This is a genomic window from Reella acinonychis (assembly GCF_052384575.1).
GTDB lineage: Bacteria > Pseudomonadota > Gammaproteobacteria > Enterobacterales > Pasteurellaceae > JBQSUQ01.
In genome coordinates this window covers 1-20,001 of sequence record NZ_JBQSUQ010000016.1, presented here as the reverse complement: position 1 = coordinate 20,001, position 20,001 = coordinate 1, and the positions used below count along the sequence as shown (strand labels likewise).

Here is a 20,001-nt window from a genome sequence, read left to right as displayed (position 1 = left end):
TAAAAGTTATAAAAAGGAAACATTTATGGAAAAAATGGCTTTAAAAACTCATTATTCTGTATATGAATTAGCTGATTTTAATTTAACAGCTTTACCTAAAGCACCTAAAAATATTTTAGAAAAAGCCAAAAGAGAAAACTGGCAATCACGCAAACGCAAAGGTAAAGGTGGCGGACTTGAATATGCTCTCATCTCTTTACCTGAAAATGTGCAAGCTGAAATAGCTATCAAACAAAGTCAACAGGTTAAACTTGCTCCTGTCATCGCACAGCCACAGCCGACCTTAGATGCTCAAATACTTTGGCAAAGCTATGAACAAGCCACAACAAAAACACAGAACAAAGCAAAATCCAAACTCAGTGCCATATTGGCGTTAGCTGCTTTAGTTGATGCTGGTATCAACCTCATGGAGGCATTAGCGCTTGTTTGTCACAAACATAACCAATCTTGTGCTGATACAAATGAAAAAACTATTTCAACTGGCTCATTAAAACGCTGGTGGTATCAAGTAAAAGATAGCGACAGAGAACTATGGCTGCCACTGCTTATTACCACGCAAGGTCAAAATGGCGAAAATCGCGAAGCAGAATTCACCCCACAAGCTTGGGCATTTTTCAAAGCGGATTATTTCAGACCTGAACGCCCACAATTTGGCAGTTGTTATGAACGTTTAAAACGCGCAGCTGCAGCAAATGGTTGGACTATCCCTAGTTTATCAAGCATTAAACGCAAAATTGAACGTGAAATTCCTCGCATTCATCAGGTGTATTTACGCAAAGGCGAATATGCCATGAGCCGAATGTATCCCTCATTAATCCGCTCTGTTGAAAGTATTGAGGCAATGGAATGGATCAATGGCGATGGTTATAAACATAACGTCTGGGTGGAATGGCATAACGGCGATATTTTACGCCCGAAAACGTGGCTCTGGCAGGATGTACGTACACGCATGATCTTGGGCTATCGCTGCGATGCCAGTGAAAACACCAATATGATCCGTCTAGCCTTATTAGATGTAATTAACAAATATGGCATACCAAAACATTTAACCATAGATAACACCAAAGCTGCCGCGAACAAGAAAATGACAGGTGGTGTTAAAAATCGTTATCGCTTTAAAGTGCGTGAAGATGAAGTGCAAGGCATTATCCCTGCGTTAGGCATTGAGTTGCACTGGACAACAGTGCGTTATGGCAGAGGTCGCGGTCAAGCAAAACCAATAGAACGTGCGTTTTCACATGGAGGTTTAGGCGAATTAATTGATAAACACCCCGCTTTAGCGGGTTATCACGCAGGTGAAAATGCACTGGATAAACCTGACAACTATCAAGGCAACAAAGCTGGTGCGAAATATGAGGATTTTATTTTAGCACTAGAAGAAGGCATCCAAATGTTTAACGAGCGTCTTAAACGTGAAACAGAAGTTTGTCGCGGTGAATTGAGTTTTAAACAAGCCTTTGAACGCGATTTTGCCTTAGCACAAAAACGCTACGCCACACCAGAACAACTGCGCTTCTTGCTCACATTACATGAAGAAGTCCGCTTAGAAGATAACGGCACATTTGTACTGAAAGCAGGTGGCAAAGTCAACAACCTATACAACCGCTACGAAGCGTATGAATTAATCGGCATAAATCATCGCAAAGTGGTTGTGCGATATGACCCGAACAACCTACACGACAAAGTATGGGTATATAGCCTTGAGGGCGAATATCTCGCCGAAGCGACTTGCTCATTAGATGCCGCATTTGGTGATACCCAAGCAGCGCAAGACCATAGTCGTAAAGAACGCGAATTTGTACGCCATAACAAACGTGCAGCAAAAGCTGCATTGGAAATGGATATACAAGAAGCGGCACGTTATCTACCTGATGTTGAAATTGATGACAGTCCAATTGAGCCAAAAATTTGGGATGAAATACAAACTGTCGGCAATGTATATCGCAAGGTAGAAATCGTTGAAGAGGAAGAAACGGACAATGACGATGCTTTTTACAAAGGATTGGCAATGTTGAAACAAGAAAAAGGGCTTTAAAGGAGTGTTATAGATGAGTTTAGTTGAGCAAATCAAACAAATTATGGTGCAAACAGACATTAGTCAGGCACAGATCGCAAAAGAGATTGGCTACACCTCAGCAGTATTAAGTAGTTATTGTAACGGGCGCTACAAAGGCGACGTACAAGGCGTAGAACGAGCAATCGAAAACTGGTTAAAAAGCCGAGAGCAAAAACAAAAAATCTTTGTGGATGCACCGCACTTTATTGAAACCGAAACCGCGAAAAAAGTCTGGTCTGCGTTAGATATGGCGAGATTACTTAACACCATGGTTACCATTTACGGAGCCAGTGGTGTAGGTAAAACCAAAGCCAGTCAAGAATATGCCAAAACATATAGCAATGTGTGGATGATTACTGCGAGTCCTGCGCGTGCCACCCTAAGCAGTATTTTATATGAGTTAGCCTTAGAGCTAGGCGTTAATGATGCACCACGTCGTAAAGACAAATTAAGCCGCGTGATTTGTAAAAAATTAAAAGGCACACAGGGATTAGTCATTATTGATGAAAGTGACCATCTCCCTTATGACGCGTTAGAAGAAATTCGCATCATTCAAGAAGAATGTGAGGTCGGTATTGCGTTAATAGGCAATGACAAAGTGTACACAAGAATTCAAGGTGGCATCAATCAAGCCCATGAATACGCACGCCTTTGGTCGCGTGTTGGTCGCCACTTCCCTTTTAAACGCACCTTAAAAAATGACATCAAGGCAATTGCTAAGGCTTGGGGATTAGATAACAGCGACAAAGGTTTAATGGACGTCTTATTTGATATTGGTGGTAAAAGTGGCGGTTTGCGTAGCCTCACGCAATGTTTGCGCCTTGCCGCTATTAGCGCAAAAGGACAAGGTAGCCACCTTAATTTAGAGCTGATTTTAAATGCATTAGCGGACTTAAAAGGAGAAGCAAAATGATCTTACTTGACCATCCAAACTCAGTGTTAAGAGGTAATAACAAACTCACAGTGGAATATCTAAATCAAGTGCAAAAATGCGTTGAAAAACTGGATGAAATGGGGCTTACGGTCACCAATATCCACTTTGAAAGAATTAAACCCACAGTGCGAGTTAAAACCTGTACGCAAACGAAAACCTTGCAAAAAAACAAACAAGCCATCTGTTTTATTAAAGGTAACGATGGCGAACGCTTTAACGAATTTCAGATGCTTGTCGAAGGCATCCGCGTTATCTGGCGAGATTATTTACATTAGGAGGAAACATAAAAAAAACAATCGTCATTCTCACCGCATTTTTGTTGATAGGCTGCGGCGATGTAAAAAGTTACATAAAGGAAGTCTGTATTGGTGGTGTCGTTTATTTGGTTTATAACGGCTTTAAACAAGGTGGCATCACCCCGAAAATCAACGCAGATTATTACCCACATACCTGCAACACACAAACAACAGCTATACCACAATAACCAACAGGAGAAAAAACATGGCTAAAAAAGCAACCCGAATTAAAACCGACACCCACGCAGTGCGCCTACAAAGTCGTGACGACGTGGAGTTGGCAATTAAACAAATCGGCGACTTACAGCGTCAACTTGAACAAACCGCCATCGAACAAAACAACGAACTGGCAGCTATCACCGAAAAATATGCCCCCGCATTGACCGCACTTAAAGAGCAAATTGAGCCAGTGCAACAGGCGGTGCAAGCATGGTGCGAAAGCCGACGGGATGAACTTACGCAAAATGGCAAAACCAAAACAGGCGTATTTAACACAGGCGAAGTGCAATGGCGCCAACGTCCACCAAGTGTGGCAGTACGCGGTGCAGACAGCGTGATTGAAAGTTTAAAAACTCTCGGATTAGTGCGTTTTATCCGCACCAAAGAAGAAGTTAACAAAGAAGCCATGCTTAATGAGCCAGAGTTAGCCAGCACAGTGGCAGGCGTCACTATTAAAACTGGCGTGGAAGATTTTGTCATTACCCCGTTTGAGCAGGAAGTTTAAAACCCTTTTCAAAGCCCTTTTAAAAGGGGCTTTTATAAAGTGTTTTAACCAATAAAGGAGCCAACATGAACCCAGAGCAACGACGCCGATTTGATTATTACAGCAGAAATGCAGCAGAAAATGAACGCCAAGGCAGATATATGGACGCCATGCAACAATGGTCATCTGCAGCGCGTATTGCACAAAATCCTGAAAACCGAAACTGGTGCCAAGCGCGTTATGAATGGTGCCACCGAATGATAACCCGACCTTATGAGGACTAATTATGCCTAAGTATGTAGCCAGATTATATTGCGTAGTCGAAGTCACCGTTGAGGCAGAGAGCATTGAACAAGCCATGCGGCAATGCGATCTCAACGACACTGAATTAAACAGCCTACCGCACAATATTTGTGAAGTAGATGATGTGATTGAGTTGGAGGAGCTATGACAAAACATGATATTGCCCAAGAAGTGATTGATATCCAAACTATCTTGGAATGTGCCAAAGACTGCGCCCTCGAAGATAAATTACAAGATGCCAAGCAATTACTCAACACCGCGTTGTTGGAAATAAAAAAACTCGGCATACAAATTAGCGCAAACTAAAAAACGTAGGATAGGCTTTAGCCTATCAATAATCTAAATAAGAACAAATTAACAAGGGGAAAACAAATGACAAAAGATGAATTTTTTGAAAAAAATTCTTTAGCTGGTAGTTTGGCTATATTGGCTTTAGATGAAAATGACGATAGTGCAAACTTTTGTTATAACGGTTTGCTACTTTATAGAGAACTTACATTAGAAGAATGTTTTGAAAAAATGTTCGATGGAGATCCTGGGATAATAGATGATATGACCGAAGACTTTTACTTAGATTGGATTATAAGTGAATTACAAGGAACAATTGCAAGAGCTAAGAGAGCCAAACAATTTGTCAAAGAGTTAAAAAAATCAATAAAGGCTAAATGAGCATGCACTACACCAAACCCAAATTAATCCAGCTCATTCACATTGCTAAGCAACGCTTAGCAATGGATGAATATACTTATCGTACCCTGCTATTGCGCATAACAAATAAAGAAAGCACAAAGGAAATGACAATAACGGAGCTGATGAAAGTTTTTGAGGAAATGAAGAAAAAAGGTTTTAAACCAACCAGCAGACGCCATCATTCACCACGCACACATCAAGCAACAGCGCGTAGCAACATCGCCAGTAAAATTCGTGCAATTTGGATTGATATGGCGAAACAAGGCAAAGTGCGAGATGGTTCAGAACAAGCGCTCAATACTTGGGTGCGTTCTGTCGCCAACCCAATACTGCAGCAACAAAACAGACCGATTGCATTAAATGTCGGGGCGCTAGAAGATGATATAGCAACAATAGTGTTAGAGCGTTTGAAAAAATGGCAAACCAGAGAATAATTCAAATTGATAATAACTTTTTTAACCGTCAGAAATGGCGGTTTTTTATTATAATTCAATATGTTATTTTTAACTATGTTCTAGGTTGTTAAAATATTTCACATCAAGCGGAACAAAAACGATATAATTTTAACCAGTATAAAAGCCATAAGATGAGGGAGGCAAAATGAATGAACAAATTGAAGTGTTTGAGGAAAAAGCCCCTGAAATATTAGCGGATTTAGCCAAACACATTGAAACAGAATTAATCGAAAAAGTAGCAGCAAATGATGATTGCTGGCATGAAAAAGCAAAACAAATTAGTGTAGAAATCGCCCACAAAATAGCACATGCTTGGGGCGGTGAGGTTATTTATATCCCACGCAACCTTGTCCTTATCCTCAGCGAGCGAGACCGACAAATTTGGCGAGAATTTAATGGTTCAAATCATCGTGAGTTAGCGCGCAAATATGATGTGTCTATGGCATGGATTTATCAAATCGTGAAGAAAATGCGCAAAGAAGAAATCGCGAGAAGACAAATAGCGATGTTTCCTGATGAAAATTGACTTTAGTCAAGAAAATACGCCTAAAAGGGCGTTTTTTTATAGGAAAAGTAAACAATAGGTGTAAGATTATTATGTCATTTACTATGGAGAATTAATATGAAGAAATTACTAATAGTTGCATTAAGTTCATTGGCTATTACTGCTTGTGGAGAAAAATAAATTACCACCTCGGATCTTGTTTCAACATTAAAAAGTAGCGGTATTGAAATAAATGACGTAAAAGATCTAAAAGCTGATGAATTTATGGTAAAAGGGTTCAAGGAGCGTTTTGCATTTTCTATTCCAGAAGTTGCCCCTAAAGGAGGGCAAGCTTTTATTTGTGGAGAAAAAATGCATTGTGATCCTGTATATGCTTATTTTAATGCATTAAAAGATTTAGCAGGTCCATATTTATATCAATCGCCTAATGGTAAGGTGGTTATTCAGTTAAATTCAGGATTAACTCCAGAAACAGCTCAAAAACTAGAGCAAGCGATTAAAAAGTATTAGCCATTCTTTAAATCGCTTTAATATTCCAATTTAACTCTCTGTTTTAAACTCCCTTTAAATCAAATTTAAAGGGAGTTTTTTATGGCATTACCTATCAATAAAATCGTCATCCATTGTTCTGCCACTCAAAATGGTAAACAGCTTGGCAGTGCAACAGAGTCCGCCGCACAAGTTATTAACCGATGGCATGCCAAACGAGGCTTTAAACGCCATCCTATCCGAATTAAACAATTCAATGCGCACTTAAAACATATTGGATATCACTTTGTTATCGATACAGATGGCACTCTCACAACGGGTCGTCAAGTTGGCGAAACGGGCGCACATGTACAAGGACATAATCTGAACTCTATCGGGATTTGCCTTGTTGGCGGCATTACTCCTGAAGGTAAAAAACATGGTGAATACACGCCAGCACAATGGCGCACCCTGCATCAATTATTGCGTCATCTCGAAAGCCAATACCCTCATGCACGTATTTGTGGGCATCGTGATCTTAGTCCTGATTTAAATGGCGATGGCACTGTTAGCCCAAATGAATGGTTAAAGGCTTGCCCTTGCTTTGATGTGTGGCAATGGTTAGACAGTGAACAAGTGATTAATTATGAGCATTTATTCGAGGGGTAACATGAAAAAAATGAGCCGTAACGCCAAGCGTAATAAACAATTAAACAAAGGTTTAACTGCAGCAACATACTTCTATCGTATTTGGGGACGATAATAATGAAACTGAAAGAATTAATCACTAATGACAATGGTCGCCTTTCAACTACTGCATTCATCCAATTCTTTGGTGCATTGTTAATGGCGATTATTCTCGCCTACTCGGTTTATTTGGATCGGTCAAATGTATCTGAATTATTTATGACATTCGCTATTTTTTGTGGCGGTGGCGTGGCAACAAAAGGTTTTGCCAATGCCTTAAGTAATCGAGGAAGAGAACAATGAACATCCTGATTATCGTCTTAATAGTTATTGGCATCTTATTTTTCTTATTTTGCTCTTGGAAATTGAAACAAGCCAACCAGCGAATAGATGACTTGTTCAAGGAAAACCAACAATTACAAACCGAAAAAGAGATTGCGGTAACCCAAGTGAAAAATCATCAAGTAAGGAAACAATATGAACAAAACTCACGTCATTCTGACCGCACTTCTGTGCTTGACAGCTTGCACACCGAAGGCGACTTACGTGATTAATAACAGTTGTGCAGGTTTTAGTCTTATTACAGCAAGCCGACAAGATACAACCGAAACATTGCGTCAAATCTTAGTGCATAACCGCACCTATCGTGCCATCTGTGAAGCTGAGGATAAGAAATGACGGAAATACTTGATTTTGTCCAAAAGCATTGGGCGATTGTCATGGCAATTTGTGGTGCAGTATGGACGTATTTTTGGCTAACCATGGACAGTAAGTATGCACGCAAATCGGATGTATCCGAGTTGCGTAGAGCCATAGCAGACAATGAACGGAATTTATCCGAAATTAAAGGGGAATTACGCCACTTGCCCACTACTGCTGATGTGGCTAATTTGCGGTTATCTATATCAGAAATGAAAGGCGAAACTAAAGCATTGAATGCCACAGTGCAAAGTTTGATCCATCAGGTAGAGTTGCTTGTAGAGAAAGAGGTTAATAAAGAATGAGAAAAGATATTTTCGCGCAAGATCAGCGCCTAGTTATATTACGATCATTAGTGGAAGCAGGCTATGATGCCAACGAATCTATCTTAGATGATTGTTTATCTTTATATGGTCATCATATTAGCCGCGATTTAGTTCGTAACCATTTAAATTGGTTAGAAGAACAAGGACTAATTACCATTGAGCGATTGCAGAATGATTTTATGGTCGCAAGAATTACGCAAAGAGGTTTAGATGTCGCCAATGGCGAAGCTCAGGTTGATGGCGTAAAACGCCCTCGCCCTCGAACTTAAACTAGATTTTAAGGAGTTTTAAATGACAAATAAAACAACTCGAGGGCGTGCTAGCAAAGTGGATTTGTTACCACCGAATATCAAAACCCAACTGGCGATGATGTTGCGTGATAAACAATTCTCGCAGGCTCAAATACTTGAAGAGATTAACGACTTGATCCGAGATTGTGGTTTGAATGAAAGTTATTGCTTAAGTAAAACAGGCTTAAATCGTTATGCAAACCGAATGGAACAACTCGGGGCAAAAATCCGCCAAGCACGTGAAGTGGCAGAAGTTTGGACAAAACAATTTGGTGAAATGCCCCAAACCGATATTGGCAAAGCCTTAATGGAAATGGTTAAACAAATTGCCTTTGAAACGTCACTGAAATTAGGTGAGCAAGACGGTGGTATTGAGCCTAAACAGTTGGCATTGCTGTCATCTGCCATTCAGCGCCTAGAGCAAGCGGAAAGTTTGAGTTTTAAACGCGAACAAGCTATTCGTCAGGAAACCATTAAACGTGCGGCGGAAGCAGTTGAAGAAGCAGGAAAACGAACTGGGGCGAATATGGATGATGTAGCCAAAATGGTAAAAGCAGTTTATGGAATCGAATAACACAATCCTCTATGAATATCAACGTCGTTGGCTCCAAGATGAAAGTCGATTTAAGGTTGCCATGTTCTCACGACAATCAGGTAAAACCTTTACCACGACACTAGAGATTGTCTTGGACTGTTTAGAAGCAGAAGCAAAAGGCGAGAAAACCCGTTGGGTTATCCTTTCTCGTGGTGAACGCCAAGCAAAAGAAGCCATGAATGAGGGGGTAAAGCGCCACCTTGAAGCTATGGGGATTGTTTGTGAAGTATTAGAGGTGCCTTTTAAAGAAGATACAACTATCAATGCCCTTGAAGTTACCTTCCCCAATGGCTCAAAAATCACCGCACTACCCGCCAATCCTGATACTGCTCGTGGTTTCTCAGCAAATGTCTTTTTAGATGAATTTGCCTTTCATCAAGATAGTCGCGAAATTTGGAAAGCGCTCTTCCCCGTTATATCTGCTGGTTGGAAATTACGCGTGGTATCCACCCCAAACGGGAAAGGTAATAAATTCTATGAATTGATGACCGATTTACAAAATACCGAATGGTCACGTCATAAAGTGGATATTTATCAAGCTGTAGCAGATGGTTTGCCTCGTAATATTGAGCAGTTGCGCAAAGGCTTAAATGATGAAGACGCATGGGCGCAAGAATTTGAACTCAAATGGTTAGATGAAGCAAGCAGCTGGTTATCTTACGATTTAATTGACGGTGTTGAACATCCTCAAGCAGGTATTCCAGAACACTACACTGGTAACCCCTGTTTTGTGGGAATGGATATTGCCGCGCGCAATGACTTAACGGTGATTTGGGTAATCGAACAAGTAGGCGATGTTTATTGGACTCGTGAAATTATTACCCTAAAACGCACCGCACTTCGTGAGCAACTCAGTGAACTTGAGCGCGTATTTGCCGAATATCATGTTATTTCCGCCTACTTAGACCAAACAGGTATGGGTGAAAAAATGGTGGAAGATGCGCAATATACCCATGGTAAAAACCGCGTACAAGGCATGCTGTTTAATGTAGCAACAAAACTCAATATGGCAACCATCGGCAAAAATGCCTTTGAAGACCGTAAAATCCGTATCCCTCAAGGCGACAATGCCCTACGAGAAGATTTGCACAAGCTCAAAAAAGTGATGGGTTCAACAGGACAGCCACGCTTTATTGCAGAAAGTGATAGTCAAGGACATGCCGATAGAACATGGGCGTGTTTTTTAGCGCTCACAGCGGCGCAAGATGCCGTAGTTACCCCAATAAAAGCGCATAGCCGCAAAGCGAGAACTACTACAAAAATAACAGAAGGTTATTAATATGCCAAAACAACAAGATTTAATCAGCGTTATTGCAACACGTGCCAGTGCTATCGACTTTTGGTCATTTATGCACTATTTGCCCAACCCTGATCCAGTTTTAAAGAAAATGGGTCGTGATATATCCGCTTATCGTGAAATCCTCTCAGATAGTCATGTGGGCGGTTGTGTACGTCGTCGTAAAGCAGCCATTAAAGGCTTAGAATGGCGCATTACGCCAACAGGCAATCAAAAAACAGATGATGTTTTAACCGCGCTTTTTAATCAGTTGCCACTTGCCAATATCATCAATCAAATCCTTGATGCAGCCCTCTTTGGTTATCAAGCGTTGGAAATTATGTGGGAATATGACAATGGTATGTGTTTACCTGTGGATATTGTCGGCAAACCGCAAGAATGGTTTGTGTTTAATCATGACAATGAACTCATGTTGCGAGATAAAGAACATCGCGACGGTAAGCCATTACCTGAAAAGAAATTCCTACTTGTGACCCAACAAGCAGATTACATCAACCCTTATGGTAGAGCCGATCTTGCACTGTGCTTTTGGGCTGCCACCTTTAAAAAGGGCGGGTTTAAGTTCTGGTTGGAGTTTGTAGAAAAGTATGCCACCCCTTATTTACTCGGCAAACACCCTCGCCAAGCACAAGTTCACGAAATTTCAGATCTTTTAGATAGTCTTGAAAATATGGTGGGGACAGCGGTAGGTGCTATCCCTAATGATAGTAGCATTGAAATTTTAGAAAGCGGCTCAAAAAGCGGTAGCTCACAAGTCTTTGATGACTTTTTGAAATACTGCAAGTCAGAAATTGCCATTGCGTTGTTAGGTCAAAACCAAACCACAGAGGCAGAAGCAAATCGTGCCAGCGCAATAGCGGGTTTTGAAGTAACGCGTGATATTCGAAATGATGATGCAAGCCTTGTGGAAAGCACATTTAATCAACTGTTGCAGTGGATTTGTGAACTCAATTTCCACGTGGAAACCTTGCCAAAATTTGAACTCTATGAACAAGAAAGCATTGATAAATTGCAAGCAGAACGCGACCAATTGCTCGCCAATATGGGCGTGCAATTTACCGAACAATATCTCGCGCGGACCTACGGTTTTGAACAAGGTGATATTGTACTTTCCTCTGAAAGTGCGGTGCAAAAGTCCGCACAATTTAACGAACCCCAACTACCACCCAATATTGCAGACGGTATTGTAGAACAGCTTGAGTTAGAAGGCGAACCCTATGTGGAACATTGGATGCAAGCTATCCAAGACAGACTTCAGCAAGCAGAAAGTTTGGAGGATTTCCGCAATCAACTGGATAGCCTGATTCCTGAACTCAGCTTCGCGGAATACGCAGAAGTGTTAGCGTGGGCATCAACCGTCGCAGAGTTAGCAGGTCGATATGCGGTGATTGAGGAGCAAAAATGACATTTCAATTCCAAGAGCAAGCGCGTTATTTTGCCAAGAAAATAAACTTGCCCACAGAAAGCTACCTCGATATTCAAGGCGAAGAGCATGATTATTTTTTCGTGGTCGCAGGTGCAAATCGTAATGAAATCGTGGACGCTTTTAGGCAGGCTGTTGATAACGCCATAGAACAAGGCGCCACTTTGGCACAATTTCGCAAAGACTTTGACGAGATTGTGGACAACACAGGTTGGCAATACAAAGGCGGACGTAATTGGCGCACACGTATCATTTACGATACCAATGTTTATGGGGCATACAATCGCGGTCGCCTCAAACAGCATTTAGAACTAGCGGATGTGCTACCTTATTGGGAATATCAACACAATGACAATGCCCATCCTCGCCAAGCACACGTTGATTTAGATGGCACCATTCGTCCTGCGAGCGATCCATTTTGGAAATATTACTACCCAATCAAAGCTTATGGCTGCCATTGCACCGTCATTGCCCATGATGAAGCAGATTTAAAAAACATGAGCAAAACTGTCAGTCCTCCAGTGGAAATTGAATATCAAGAAAAATGGGTAGGCGTACGTGTTGGCAATCCACGTATAGTGAATTTGCCGAAAGGTTATGATGTAGGCTTTGCGCCGCATAATTTTGAGAATTTAAAGCAAGATCGATTAGATAGCGTGGATAAACTGCTTATGCAAAAACACGTTACTTCTGATCCGAAATTTACCGCAGCAATGGTGGGTGATTTACTTGAGAGAAAGGAAATAGCGCAAATACAAAGTAAATCTGTAAAATCTTGGATTAGTCAAATTGATAGTGCTCAAGATGATAAGGCAATGCGATATGTTGAGAATTTAAAATTACTCGGTGTATTGCCTGTAAAAATCATCGAAAAATTGGAAAAGTTAAACATAGCACCACAATCAGCAATTATTGCAATGGAAAAGGGCGACTTAAAGCACGCATTAAGAGAATTAAAAGATAATTTCAATATTGCTGTACCACTATCTTTTTGGGAACAAATTGCTGATAAATTAAAACATCCAAAAGCAATTCTGCTAGAAAAGCAGCAAGAAACACCAACTTTGCTTTTTATTTATGAAATCGAAAAAACAAAATTGGCAATAAAAATCAACTATGACGCAACCCTATTTGATCGCATTAATGGCAAGCGAAACAATATCAAGTTAAATCGTATAATCACGGGAAGTTTATTTAAGGATACAACTGGGCTGAAAAGCAGTTTATATGAATTATTAGAGGGGAGTTTGTAACGACGAAGGACTCGAACCTTATAATGTAGGTTATTAGCCTACAACCTTTACCAACTAGGAAACTATCGTTACAAACTTTATTAAGGACTATTGCCTGCAATAAACGTCGAATTCGAACAGCATAAAGTGGACTAAGCCACGACCTTTACCATTAGGAAACTATTATTGCAGGCTTTGTAGCTAGACTATACGCCCAAACGATTTTTTAATCAAATACTTTAGTGGCACTTATACCACCGAAAGGATGAAGTTCTCCAACTTTCGCGTGGGTTATCAGTGGATTACCCACAACGGCTGTTTGCAGAATGTCCAAGAAATAATCACCGCTACCGTAAAGTTTGATAAATTGTTCAGGTTTGATTGTGGCTATTTCAACGCCATTTTCAACAAGGGATCGCGCCTCCGTATTCATTTGTAACACGGTTTGTTGAAATTGCTGTTTATCAAAAATCAGACGCAATACGCCATCAAGCTCGCTGTATTCGGGGCTGACTGTCCAACGATAATCCGCGATAGGAATATCCCAATAAATCTCAAACTCTGTAACAGTCTGAGTAAGCGGAGAATAAATAGCGGCATCATCAGGCATTCCACATTCACAAGTGATGGGATAATAGCTCGTATTATTGTTCATTTCTTCAGATAGGGCTAAGAAATCAAATACGGTACATTCGTCCCCTTCTAAGTGATAGCCATTAAACTTAGGTTGTATAGCAATGTCTATTGCAGGCTCATCATCAGCTTGAAAATACCGAATTTGATAACCCAGCTCTGTTTTTAACTCATAAACCATAAGGCAATCTCCAATGATAAAAATTACCCTCAATGATACGCAAGCAGCACAATCCTTGCAACAAATCGCCAACCAACTCAAACACCCTCGCAAGCTCTACGGTGTACTCGGTGAAACCTTAAAGAAAATCCACACTGAACGCTTTAAGTTAGAAGTTGATCCTGATGGCAAAAAATGGCAGCCACTTGCGCCAAAAACATTGGTTGCCAAAGCAAAACGCGGTAAAAGCCGTAAAATTTTGCGCCAAGATGGTAATCTTGCTGATCGGCTGGCTTATAATTTTGATGATCGCGGTGTAGAGTTTGGTTCGGAAATGCCATACGCACGACTGCACCAATTTGGTGGTAAAGCAGGACGAGGACATAAAGTAACTATTCCTGCACGTCCTTGGCTTGGCGTTAATCAACAAGATGGCGAGAAATTATTACAAAAAGCCACCGCACTTTTGCAACAACAAATTAATCAACTTGTGCGCTAATGAATAATTATTAAAATAACGCCACAATCGCTCTCAGTGGCGTTATGTTGTTTTAGATATACAATTTATCATCTAAAAAAATTTAAACGCCATTTAATCCATTTTAACGCCATTTTAACGCTATCCCACTTTCCACTTTAACTGGAATTTTAAAAAGCAGTAAAGAAACAGACTAATCTTTAAAGTGCTTTAAAATTATTCTCATCATTTTTTCGCTACGCTAAACCTTATTAAAGCGAATTGCTTATAGGAGTAAGCGTGGAACTGATCGAAATTTTCCGAGCAGGCGAACACAAGTCTGCCAATGGCAAAACATTCAACATCTCCAGAGATGATCTGCAGTTGGTCGTTGATAACTACACACCTGAATTTCACGAAGCGCCAATGGTTGTTGGTCACCCCAAATTAGATGCCCCAGCTTACGGTTGGATTGAATATCTTGAACTGGATGGCGATACCTTAAAAGCCAAACCAAAAGGAGTGGATGCGGAATTTGCTGAGCTTGTGCGCTCAGGCAAGTTTAAAAAAATTTCAGCCGCGTTTTATTTGCCTAAATCAGATAGCAATCCAAAACCTGAAGGTTATTACTTACGTCATGTCGGCTTTTTAGGTGCCATGCCACCCGCAGTTAAAGGTTTAAAAGATCCTGTATTTAATGATAGCCAAGAGGATGTTGTTGAATTTGGCGAATTAAGTTTATGGGCAAATGCAAACCTTTGGTCACGTATGCGGGATTTTTTTATTGAGAAATTTGGCTTGGAAGAAACTGACCGCGTACTGCCGAGCTGGCAAGTACAGGATTTGCATAATGAAGCCATACGTGAAGATTTAAAACAGACCAATAGTGCCGAAATTGTACCGCACTTTAATGAACCATTTTTAACCCCTGAAGATGACAAGCCACAAGGAGAAACTATGTCGCCTGAAGATCAACAAAAAATGGCTGAGCTAGAAGCCGAAAATGCACGCCTAAAAGCCGAGCAAGCCGAAGCTAAAAAAGCAGCCGAAGCAACAGCAAATGCTGAATTTGCTGAAAACTTAGTCGCCACAGGAAAACTTACACCAAAACAGAAAGATGCAGCTATTGCATTACTGAATACTGATTTTGATGCCCCTGAATTTGGTGAAGCGGATTTTAAAACACAGTTAAAAACCTTTTTAACTGAGTTGCCAAAGTCGGTGGAATTTAACGAAGTGGCAACCAAAGAAAATGCGGTAGAGCCACAAGATGACAGCGTGGAATATGCCGAAGGCACTGATCCAGCCTCCATTGAAGCAGATCAGAAAGTTCGTGCATATATGAAAACGCATAACGTCGATTATGCAACTGCCTTCAACGCAATTTACCAATAAGGAGTAACTTAATGAGCACAGCACATAATTTGCAAAAATTACGCGTTCAAGACCCTGTTTTAACCAATCTGGCACAGGGATACCACAACAATGAACTCGTCGGCGAATTTTTAATGCCGACCGTCGAAATTGAAAAAGAAGCGGGCAAAATTCCGCAATTTGGTCGCCTTGCATTCCGCTTACCAAGTACAGTGCGTACATTACGTGGTGCATCCAACCGTCTTGACCCAGAAGACATCACAGCAATTGATGTTGCGTTAGAAGAGCATGATGTGGAATATGCCATCGACTACCGCGAAGAAAATGAGGCAATTTTCTCTTTACGCCAATTTGCTCTCAACACGACTCAAGATGTGATTGCCCTTGGGCGTGAAAAAGAAATAGCAGCCCTTGCCCTCGATGAAAGCAAATATGCTACGACAAACAAAGTAGTATTAAGTGGTACATCCAAATTCACCTCTGATACAGCAGATATTTTCGGTATCTTCGATACAGGTATCCGCGCAATCAAACGTTCTATTGGTCGCAAACCGAATGTATGTGTGATTGCTGGTGATGTATGGGAAGTTCTAAAAGACCACCCAAAAGTCATTGAAAAACTAAAATATTCTCAAGTAGCGATTATCACACCTGAAGTCTTTGCTAAATTAATTGGCATTGAAGAAGTAAAAATTGGTGAAGCGGTTTATGAGCAAAGCAGTCAACTGAAAGATATTTGGTCTGATGCTGTCGTGCTTGCTTATGTACCAACGCGAGCTAAAGGTAGCAAAGGCACTGTCTATGAACCATCTTATGGCTACACTGTACGTCGTCATAAAGGGTTGTTTGTCGATAAGTACCATGAAAATGGGGGCAAAATTGAGGTGATCCGCACTACAGATATTCATAAGCCACATCTTGTGGGTGCTTCTGCAGGTTACTTAATTAAAAAATGCATAAGTGCATAACTCCATCATTAACACCGCATTTAACCTTGCTTAAACACCCATTAAATGCGGTGTATTTTGTAAAAGAATTTCATTAGGAGAAAAACAATGGAACAAAAACTGGCTTATTTAGTCGTGGCAAGTACGGCGATTTTGCATAACGGGAAACGTTATGAACAAGGCAATAAAATTGAACTGACTGATGACGAAGCAGAAAACTTATCTCTCTATATTGAGCTAGATAAAAGCGAAGTCGAAAAACAAGCGGCAGAACGTAAGACTGCTGAAGATAATGCCGAAAAAGCACGTTTAGCTGCAGAAACAGCTGCTAAGAAAGCAGAGGCTAAAGCTGCAAAAGAGGCAGCAAAAAAAGCTGAACATAACGGAGACGATAAATAATGTACATATCGGTACAAGATTTAAATGAGGTGCTAAGTGAGCGCAGTTTGATTGAATTATCAAATGATAGCTCTCGTGCAACGGATGTTAATCAGCAAGTGTTAGAAAAAGCCTGTTTACATGCAACTGAAATAGTAGATGGCTACTTACGCTCACGCTATATCACCCCATTAAGTCAAGTACCGACTATTGTGCGTAATATCTGTTTGCAACTGGCTCGTTATTGGCTTTACTCGCGTCGCCCAGAAGGCAAGGGATTTCCTGACAATGTGAAGGAAACCTATAACCAAGCCTTAAAAGATTTAGAACGTATCCAAAATGGCAAATTACATCTAGGGTTAATTGAATTAAGCGCCACAGATGATAGTTTGCCAGCAGTGGCGAAGTTCCAAGTGCGTGGCGCAGAAAAGCTTGATTTGTCGGGGTATTAAATGTCAGCAACCTTGCCTATTTTAACCAGTATTCGTGACCATTTGCTTGAGCAGGTAGAGCGTTTTGCGGTAGAGCTTTTTCCTGAAGATGTAGCGAGTTACTACCTCAAAGACGAACTAGGTGCGATTTTGGTGCAATACGCAGGCTCGAAGTTTGAAAGCTTAGATAGCGTGGACATTGTCCAACAACACCGTCTTGTGCATATTGCCCTTACAGTGATTGCGCGTAGTCAACATGATGACAGTGGTGCTTTAGATATCCTCGACAAAGTGCGGTTAAAAATAGTGGGATTTTGCCCTACAAATTGTACTGCATGCCAACTCGTCAGCGAGGAATTTGCAGGCGAAGCAGATGGTCTTTGGCAATATCAACTCATCGTGCGAACGGAAACTTGGCAGGTGCAACAAATTACTGTGCCTGATCTACCTAAGTTTGTCTCTGTACACTTACGTCGTAAAGATCAACCTGTACGTCCCGATTTAATGTTAAAAAAAGAGTAATAAGAGGAGAAATGTATGCCATTTCATCATGGTTCTGAAACCCATCGCGTCAACGGTGGATCTGTCCCTGTACGTGTCGTTGACAGTGCCATTATCGGTATTGTAGGTACTGCCCCGAAAGGTGTTGTCAATGAGTTAACCCCTTGTATGACGCGCAAGGACTTTGCACAATTTGGTACGATTTTAGGACAAGGGTTTACCTTGCCTGATGCCTTCGATATTTTAGCGCGTTATGCGGCTGGGCGTGTATATGTAGTTAATGTACTTGATCCAACAAAGCATAAAAGCACGATTGCGAGCGAAGAATTAACTGTCGATAGTGCCACATTGACTGCGCGTACTAGCAAACAAGGCTTGATTAATTTAACCCTAAGCAGCAATTCAGGCAGCTTAAATGAGGGGGCGGATTATCGCGTCAACCTTGAAACAGGCGAAATCACCCTAAGTGCTGCACAAACTAATCTCACTGCAAATTATGATTATGCCGACCCATCGCGTGTTACCGAAGATGACATCAAAGGCGGTGTAGATAGCTTAACTGGCAAACGCAAAGGTTTTGAATTATTGCGTGATGGTTTTAACCTTTACGGTGCTGATGCCAAAATCCTTATTTGCCCTGAGTTCGATAAAACAGCAAGCTGCGCTGCCGCCTTGGCGACCTTGGCTGACCAATTGCATGCTAAAGCCTATATTCAACTCCCGAAAGGCACAAGCCTTTCTAAAGCAATTCAAGGACGAGGACCTCAAGGCACAATTAACGCTGCAGCAAGCAATGAAAATGTGCGTCATTTCTTCCCTTATGCCATTGGCTCGACCAATAGCTTAGAAAGCTTAGCCACACATGCGGCAGGATTGCGTATGTGGGTGGATGTGGAAAAAGGCTACTGGTTTAGTACGTCTAACCACGAATTACGTGGTGTTATTGGTATGGAATTACCGCTTACTGCTCGCGTGGATGATATCCAGTCGGAAACTAATAACCTAAACGCAGTGGGTATTACGACCATCTTCAATAGTTTTGGTACAGGTTTTCGTTTATGGGGTAACCGTTCATCTAATTACCCAACGGTCACTCATATTAGCAATTTTGAGGTGGCATCACGCACAGGTGATATTATCGACGAAAGTATTCGTCAAGCCGAATTGCAATATATTGATAAACCGATTGATGATGCCTTAATTGATAGTTTTATCGAAACCTTGGATACCTTCCTGCGTTCGCAAAAATCGTTGGTGGGTTATAGTGTCGGACTTGACCATGAATATGATCTCGTCAATGCCTTTAGTGAGGGACAAATCCCGTTGGTTTATGACTACACCCCAAAAATCCCTGGGGAGCGCATTACCAATAAATCGGTGATGACCCGTAAATATCTGGTCAATTTGGTATCACAAAAATAGGAGTGATAAATGAGTACTACAATTAATCAAATCGTCAACGCCAATGTTTATATGGATGGCAACTCCTTACTGGGTAAAGCCAAAGAGTTCAAGTTGCCAGACATTGAATTCGAACAAATTGAACATAAAGGTTTGGGGCTTATTGGTACAATTAAATTGCCAGCTGGCATGAACGCCTTAGAAGGTGAGGTTACTTGGGATAGCTTTTATCCTGAAGTGCGCGCACGTGCTTATAATCCGTTTAAAAACGTGCAATTAATGGCGCGGTCCAACTTGCAGGTCTTCAGTTCGCGTGGATTGGAAGCTGAAGTGCCAATGGTTACGGTAATGAATGTGAGTTTTAATAAAACCACAGGTGGTAGCCTAAAAAATAAAGAGGCAACCGAACATCAAGACAGTTTCCAAATCCATTCTATTAAGCAAATGGTGGATGGTAAAGAAATCTTGTTCTATGATGCGTTTGCTAATATCCTGCGCGTTAATGGCGAAGATGTATTGCGTAAATACCGCACCAATATTGGTCAGTAAATCTTTAAACTGGTTTAAAATCAATTTAACCGCAATTTAATTAAACTCCTTAGTGAAATCTAACAACCACTAAGGAGTTTTTTTATGTCTGAACTAACCAAAGAAATTAATCTCTATCGCAAAATTAAATTGCTTTTCCCTATTCGTGACGGCGAAGGCAAAGAAATTACTGAGTTGAATGTACGCCGAGCCAAAGTGCGCGACATCAAGC

General features: G+C 41.0%; 30 protein-coding genes. 29 read left to right on the top strand and 1 reads right to left on the bottom strand.

Annotated elements, in window-relative coordinates:
- The first annotated feature begins 25 nt into the window (after positions 1–25).
- From ACT2CV_RS08095 to ACT2CV_RS07995, 21 genes are all read left to right on the top strand, one after another.
- Positions 26–2,035 (top strand): transposase domain-containing protein, encoded by a 2,010-nt coding sequence (locus ACT2CV_RS08095; RefSeq protein ID WP_464972326.1) that lies wholly within the window; start codon positions 26–28, stop codon positions 2,033–2,035.
- Positions 2,036–2,048: 13 nt separating this feature from the next.
- The gene (locus tag ACT2CV_RS08090) at positions 2,049–2,969 is read left to right on the top strand and encodes an AAA family ATPase (RefSeq protein ID WP_464972325.1); all 921 of its coding nucleotides are present in this window, start codon (positions 2,049–2,051) and stop codon (positions 2,967–2,969) included.
- Complete coding sequence (locus ACT2CV_RS08085; protein ID WP_464972324.1) at positions 2,966–3,265, top strand: hypothetical protein; 300 nt, start codon at positions 2,966–2,968, stop codon at positions 3,263–3,265. Before ACT2CV_RS08090 ends, ACT2CV_RS08085 begins: the two co-directional genes overlap by 4 nt.
- Before the next feature lie 226 nt (positions 3,266–3,491).
- Positions 3,492–4,010 carry a host-nuclease inhibitor Gam family protein gene (locus ACT2CV_RS08080; protein ID WP_464972323.1) on the top strand — a complete coding sequence of 173 codons (519 nt, stop codon included), beginning with the start codon at positions 3,492–3,494 and terminating at the stop codon, positions 4,008–4,010.
- Positions 4,011–4,075: 65 nt separating this feature from the next.
- The gene (locus tag ACT2CV_RS08075; protein WP_464972322.1) at positions 4,076–4,273 is read left to right on the top strand and encodes an ANR family transcriptional regulator; all 198 of its coding nucleotides are present in this window, start codon (positions 4,076–4,078) and stop codon (positions 4,271–4,273) included.
- Between the two features lie 2 nt (positions 4,274–4,275).
- On the top strand, positions 4,276–4,440 hold the full coding sequence (locus tag ACT2CV_RS08070; protein ID WP_464972321.1) for a hypothetical protein: 165 nt from the start codon (positions 4,276–4,278) through the stop codon (positions 4,438–4,440).
- Complete coding sequence (locus ACT2CV_RS08065) at positions 4,437–4,598, top strand: hypothetical protein (RefSeq protein WP_464972320.1); 162 nt, start codon at positions 4,437–4,439, stop codon at positions 4,596–4,598. Before ACT2CV_RS08070 ends, ACT2CV_RS08065 begins: the two co-directional genes overlap by 4 nt.
- Positions 4,599–4,664: 66 nt before the next feature.
- Entirely contained in the window at positions 4,665–4,961 is a 297-nt protein-coding gene (locus ACT2CV_RS08060; RefSeq protein WP_464972319.1) for a hypothetical protein, read from the top strand.
- A complete protein-coding gene (locus tag ACT2CV_RS08055) occupies positions 4,958–5,416 on the top strand; it encodes a gp16 family protein (protein ID WP_464972318.1) in 459 nt (152 codons plus the stop codon). The genes ACT2CV_RS08060 and ACT2CV_RS08055 overlap by 4 nt, the downstream gene beginning before the upstream one ends.
- Positions 5,417–5,582: 166 nt before the next feature.
- Entirely contained in the window at positions 5,583–5,963 is a 381-nt protein-coding gene (locus ACT2CV_RS08050) for a Mor transcription activator family protein (RefSeq protein WP_464972317.1), read from the top strand.
- A 243-nt stretch (positions 5,964–6,206) separates the two neighbouring features.
- The gene (locus ACT2CV_RS08045) at positions 6,207–6,452 is read left to right on the top strand and encodes a hypothetical protein (RefSeq protein ID WP_464972316.1); all 246 of its coding nucleotides are present in this window, start codon (positions 6,207–6,209) and stop codon (positions 6,450–6,452) included.
- An 81-nt stretch (positions 6,453–6,533) separates the two neighbouring features.
- Positions 6,534–7,079: an N-acetylmuramoyl-L-alanine amidase gene (locus tag ACT2CV_RS08040; RefSeq protein WP_464972315.1), complete on the top strand. Its 546-nt coding sequence runs from the start codon at positions 6,534–6,536 to the stop codon at positions 7,077–7,079.
- Positions 7,080–7,175: 96 nt separating this feature from the next.
- Positions 7,176–7,400: a DUF2644 domain-containing protein gene (locus ACT2CV_RS08035; RefSeq protein ID WP_464972314.1), complete on the top strand. Its 225-nt coding sequence runs from the start codon at positions 7,176–7,178 to the stop codon at positions 7,398–7,400.
- Positions 7,397–7,651, top strand: coding sequence for a DUF2681 domain-containing protein (locus tag ACT2CV_RS08030; protein WP_464972313.1), 255 nt, complete (start codon positions 7,397–7,399; stop codon positions 7,649–7,651). The genes ACT2CV_RS08035 and ACT2CV_RS08030 overlap by 4 nt, the downstream gene beginning before the upstream one ends.
- Complete coding sequence (locus tag ACT2CV_RS08025; protein ID WP_464972312.1) at positions 7,644–7,775, top strand: hypothetical protein; 132 nt, start codon at positions 7,644–7,646, stop codon at positions 7,773–7,775. Before ACT2CV_RS08030 ends, ACT2CV_RS08025 begins: the two co-directional genes overlap by 8 nt.
- On the top strand, positions 7,772–8,101 hold the full coding sequence (locus ACT2CV_RS08020) for a DUF2730 family protein (RefSeq protein WP_464972311.1): 330 nt from the start codon (positions 7,772–7,774) through the stop codon (positions 8,099–8,101). Before ACT2CV_RS08025 ends, ACT2CV_RS08020 begins: the two co-directional genes overlap by 4 nt.
- The gene (locus ACT2CV_RS08015) at positions 8,098–8,391 is read left to right on the top strand and encodes a VpaChn25_0724 family phage protein (RefSeq protein ID WP_464972310.1); all 294 of its coding nucleotides are present in this window, start codon (positions 8,098–8,100) and stop codon (positions 8,389–8,391) included. Before ACT2CV_RS08020 ends, ACT2CV_RS08015 begins: the two co-directional genes overlap by 4 nt.
- Before the next feature lie 22 nt (positions 8,392–8,413).
- A complete protein-coding gene (locus tag ACT2CV_RS08010; protein ID WP_464972309.1) occupies positions 8,414–8,986 on the top strand; it encodes a DUF3486 family protein in 573 nt (190 codons plus the stop codon).
- The gene (locus tag ACT2CV_RS08005; RefSeq protein ID WP_464972308.1) at positions 8,973–10,286 is read left to right on the top strand and encodes a terminase large subunit domain-containing protein; all 1,314 of its coding nucleotides are present in this window, start codon (positions 8,973–8,975) and stop codon (positions 10,284–10,286) included. The genes ACT2CV_RS08010 and ACT2CV_RS08005 overlap by 14 nt, the downstream gene beginning before the upstream one ends.
- A 1-nt stretch (position 10,287) precedes the next feature.
- Entirely contained in the window at positions 10,288–11,709 is a 1,422-nt protein-coding gene (locus tag ACT2CV_RS08000) for a DUF935 domain-containing protein (protein WP_464972307.1), read from the top strand.
- Positions 11,706–12,980 carry a phage head morphogenesis protein gene (locus tag ACT2CV_RS07995; protein ID WP_464972306.1) on the top strand — a complete coding sequence of 425 codons (1,275 nt, stop codon included), beginning with the start codon at positions 11,706–11,708 and terminating at the stop codon, positions 12,978–12,980. The genes ACT2CV_RS08000 and ACT2CV_RS07995 overlap by 4 nt, the downstream gene beginning before the upstream one ends.
- A 205-nt stretch (positions 12,981–13,185) precedes the next feature.
- Here ACT2CV_RS07995 and ACT2CV_RS07990 read toward each other — a convergent pair whose 3' ends face one another.
- Positions 13,186–13,773, bottom strand: a complete 588-nt coding sequence (locus ACT2CV_RS07990) for a hypothetical protein (protein WP_464972305.1) — start codon at positions 13,771–13,773, stop codon at positions 13,186–13,188.
- A 13-nt stretch (positions 13,774–13,786) separates the two neighbouring features.
- Here ACT2CV_RS07990 and ACT2CV_RS07985 point away from each other — a divergent pair, with 13 nt between their 5' ends.
- From ACT2CV_RS07985 to ACT2CV_RS07950, 8 genes are all read left to right on the top strand, one after another.
- Positions 13,787–14,251: a phage virion morphogenesis protein gene (locus tag ACT2CV_RS07985; protein WP_464972304.1), complete on the top strand. Its 465-nt coding sequence runs from the start codon at positions 13,787–13,789 to the stop codon at positions 14,249–14,251.
- Between the two features lie 258 nt (positions 14,252–14,509).
- Positions 14,510–15,604: a peptidase gene (locus ACT2CV_RS07980; RefSeq protein WP_464972303.1), complete on the top strand. Its 1,095-nt coding sequence runs from the start codon at positions 14,510–14,512 to the stop codon at positions 15,602–15,604.
- 11 nt (positions 15,605–15,615) lie between these two features.
- Complete coding sequence (locus ACT2CV_RS07975; RefSeq protein WP_464972302.1) at positions 15,616–16,551, top strand: major capsid protein; 936 nt, start codon at positions 15,616–15,618, stop codon at positions 16,549–16,551.
- An 87-nt stretch (positions 16,552–16,638) separates the two neighbouring features.
- Positions 16,639–16,929 carry a DUF7210 family protein gene (locus ACT2CV_RS07970; protein ID WP_464972301.1) on the top strand — a complete coding sequence of 97 codons (291 nt, stop codon included), beginning with the start codon at positions 16,639–16,641 and terminating at the stop codon, positions 16,927–16,929.
- Entirely contained in the window at positions 16,929–17,360 is a 432-nt protein-coding gene (locus ACT2CV_RS07965) for a gp436 family protein (protein ID WP_464972300.1), read from the top strand. The genes ACT2CV_RS07970 and ACT2CV_RS07965 overlap by 1 nt, the downstream gene beginning before the upstream one ends.
- Positions 17,361–17,861 carry a Gp37 family protein gene (locus ACT2CV_RS07960; protein WP_464972299.1) on the top strand — a complete coding sequence of 167 codons (501 nt, stop codon included), beginning with the start codon at positions 17,361–17,363 and terminating at the stop codon, positions 17,859–17,861.
- 15 nt (positions 17,862–17,876) lie between these two features.
- On the top strand, positions 17,877–19,262 hold the full coding sequence (locus ACT2CV_RS07955) for a phage tail sheath family protein (protein WP_464972298.1): 1,386 nt from the start codon (positions 17,877–17,879) through the stop codon (positions 19,260–19,262).
- A 9-nt stretch (positions 19,263–19,271) separates the two neighbouring features.
- Positions 19,272–19,790 carry a phage major tail tube protein gene (locus ACT2CV_RS07950; protein ID WP_464972297.1) on the top strand — a complete coding sequence of 173 codons (519 nt, stop codon included), beginning with the start codon at positions 19,272–19,274 and terminating at the stop codon, positions 19,788–19,790.
- Positions 19,791–20,001 lie beyond the last annotated feature (211 nt).

Excerpts from the sequence above, each read along its gene's own strand:
- ACT2CV_RS08095 (WP_464972326.1), top strand. The coding sequence starts at position 26 with ATGGAAAAAATGGCTTTAAAAACTCATTATTCTGTATATGAATTAGCT.
- ACT2CV_RS08090 (WP_464972325.1), top strand. The coding sequence starts at position 2,049 with ATGAGTTTAGTTGAGCAAATCAAACAAATTATGGTGCAAACAGACATT.
- ACT2CV_RS08085 (WP_464972324.1), top strand. The coding sequence starts at position 2,966 with ATGATCTTACTTGACCATCCAAACTCAGTGTTAAGAGGTAATAACAAA.
- ACT2CV_RS08080 (WP_464972323.1), top strand. The coding sequence starts at position 3,492 with ATGGCTAAAAAAGCAACCCGAATTAAAACCGACACCCACGCAGTGCGC.
- ACT2CV_RS08075 (WP_464972322.1), top strand. The coding sequence starts at position 4,076 with ATGAACCCAGAGCAACGACGCCGATTTGATTATTACAGCAGAAATGCA.
- ACT2CV_RS08070 (WP_464972321.1), top strand. The coding sequence starts at position 4,276 with ATGCCTAAGTATGTAGCCAGATTATATTGCGTAGTCGAAGTCACCGTT.
- ACT2CV_RS08065 (WP_464972320.1), top strand. The coding sequence starts at position 4,437 with ATGACAAAACATGATATTGCCCAAGAAGTGATTGATATCCAAACTATC.
- ACT2CV_RS08060 (WP_464972319.1), top strand. The coding sequence starts at position 4,665 with ATGACAAAAGATGAATTTTTTGAAAAAAATTCTTTAGCTGGTAGTTTG.
- ACT2CV_RS08055 (WP_464972318.1), top strand. The coding sequence starts at position 4,958 with ATGAGCATGCACTACACCAAACCCAAATTAATCCAGCTCATTCACATT.
- ACT2CV_RS08050 (WP_464972317.1), top strand. The coding sequence starts at position 5,583 with ATGAATGAACAAATTGAAGTGTTTGAGGAAAAAGCCCCTGAAATATTA.
- ACT2CV_RS08045 (WP_464972316.1), top strand. The coding sequence starts at position 6,207 with ATGGTAAAAGGGTTCAAGGAGCGTTTTGCATTTTCTATTCCAGAAGTT.
- ACT2CV_RS08040 (WP_464972315.1), top strand. The coding sequence starts at position 6,534 with ATGGCATTACCTATCAATAAAATCGTCATCCATTGTTCTGCCACTCAA.
- ACT2CV_RS08035 (WP_464972314.1), top strand. The coding sequence starts at position 7,176 with ATGAAACTGAAAGAATTAATCACTAATGACAATGGTCGCCTTTCAACT.
- ACT2CV_RS08030 (WP_464972313.1), top strand. The coding sequence starts at position 7,397 with ATGAACATCCTGATTATCGTCTTAATAGTTATTGGCATCTTATTTTTC.
- ACT2CV_RS08020 (WP_464972311.1), top strand. The coding sequence starts at position 7,772 with ATGACGGAAATACTTGATTTTGTCCAAAAGCATTGGGCGATTGTCATG.
- ACT2CV_RS08015 (WP_464972310.1), top strand. The coding sequence starts at position 8,098 with ATGAGAAAAGATATTTTCGCGCAAGATCAGCGCCTAGTTATATTACGA.
- ACT2CV_RS08010 (WP_464972309.1), top strand. The coding sequence starts at position 8,414 with ATGACAAATAAAACAACTCGAGGGCGTGCTAGCAAAGTGGATTTGTTA.
- ACT2CV_RS08005 (WP_464972308.1), top strand. The coding sequence starts at position 8,973 with ATGGAATCGAATAACACAATCCTCTATGAATATCAACGTCGTTGGCTC.
- ACT2CV_RS08000 (WP_464972307.1), top strand. The coding sequence starts at position 10,288 with ATGCCAAAACAACAAGATTTAATCAGCGTTATTGCAACACGTGCCAGT.
- ACT2CV_RS07995 (WP_464972306.1), top strand. The coding sequence starts at position 11,706 with ATGACATTTCAATTCCAAGAGCAAGCGCGTTATTTTGCCAAGAAAATA.
- ACT2CV_RS07990 (WP_464972305.1), bottom strand. The coding sequence starts at position 13,773 with ATGGTTTATGAGTTAAAAACAGAGCTGGGTTATCAAATTCGGTATTTT.
- ACT2CV_RS07985 (WP_464972304.1), top strand. The coding sequence starts at position 13,787 with ATGATAAAAATTACCCTCAATGATACGCAAGCAGCACAATCCTTGCAA.
- ACT2CV_RS07975 (WP_464972302.1), top strand. The coding sequence starts at position 15,616 with ATGAGCACAGCACATAATTTGCAAAAATTACGCGTTCAAGACCCTGTT.
- ACT2CV_RS07970 (WP_464972301.1), top strand. The coding sequence starts at position 16,639 with ATGGAACAAAAACTGGCTTATTTAGTCGTGGCAAGTACGGCGATTTTG.
- ACT2CV_RS07965 (WP_464972300.1), top strand. The coding sequence starts at position 16,929 with ATGTACATATCGGTACAAGATTTAAATGAGGTGCTAAGTGAGCGCAGT.
- ACT2CV_RS07960 (WP_464972299.1), top strand. The coding sequence starts at position 17,361 with ATGTCAGCAACCTTGCCTATTTTAACCAGTATTCGTGACCATTTGCTT.
- ACT2CV_RS07955 (WP_464972298.1), top strand. The coding sequence starts at position 17,877 with ATGCCATTTCATCATGGTTCTGAAACCCATCGCGTCAACGGTGGATCT.
- ACT2CV_RS07950 (WP_464972297.1), top strand. The coding sequence starts at position 19,272 with ATGAGTACTACAATTAATCAAATCGTCAACGCCAATGTTTATATGGAT.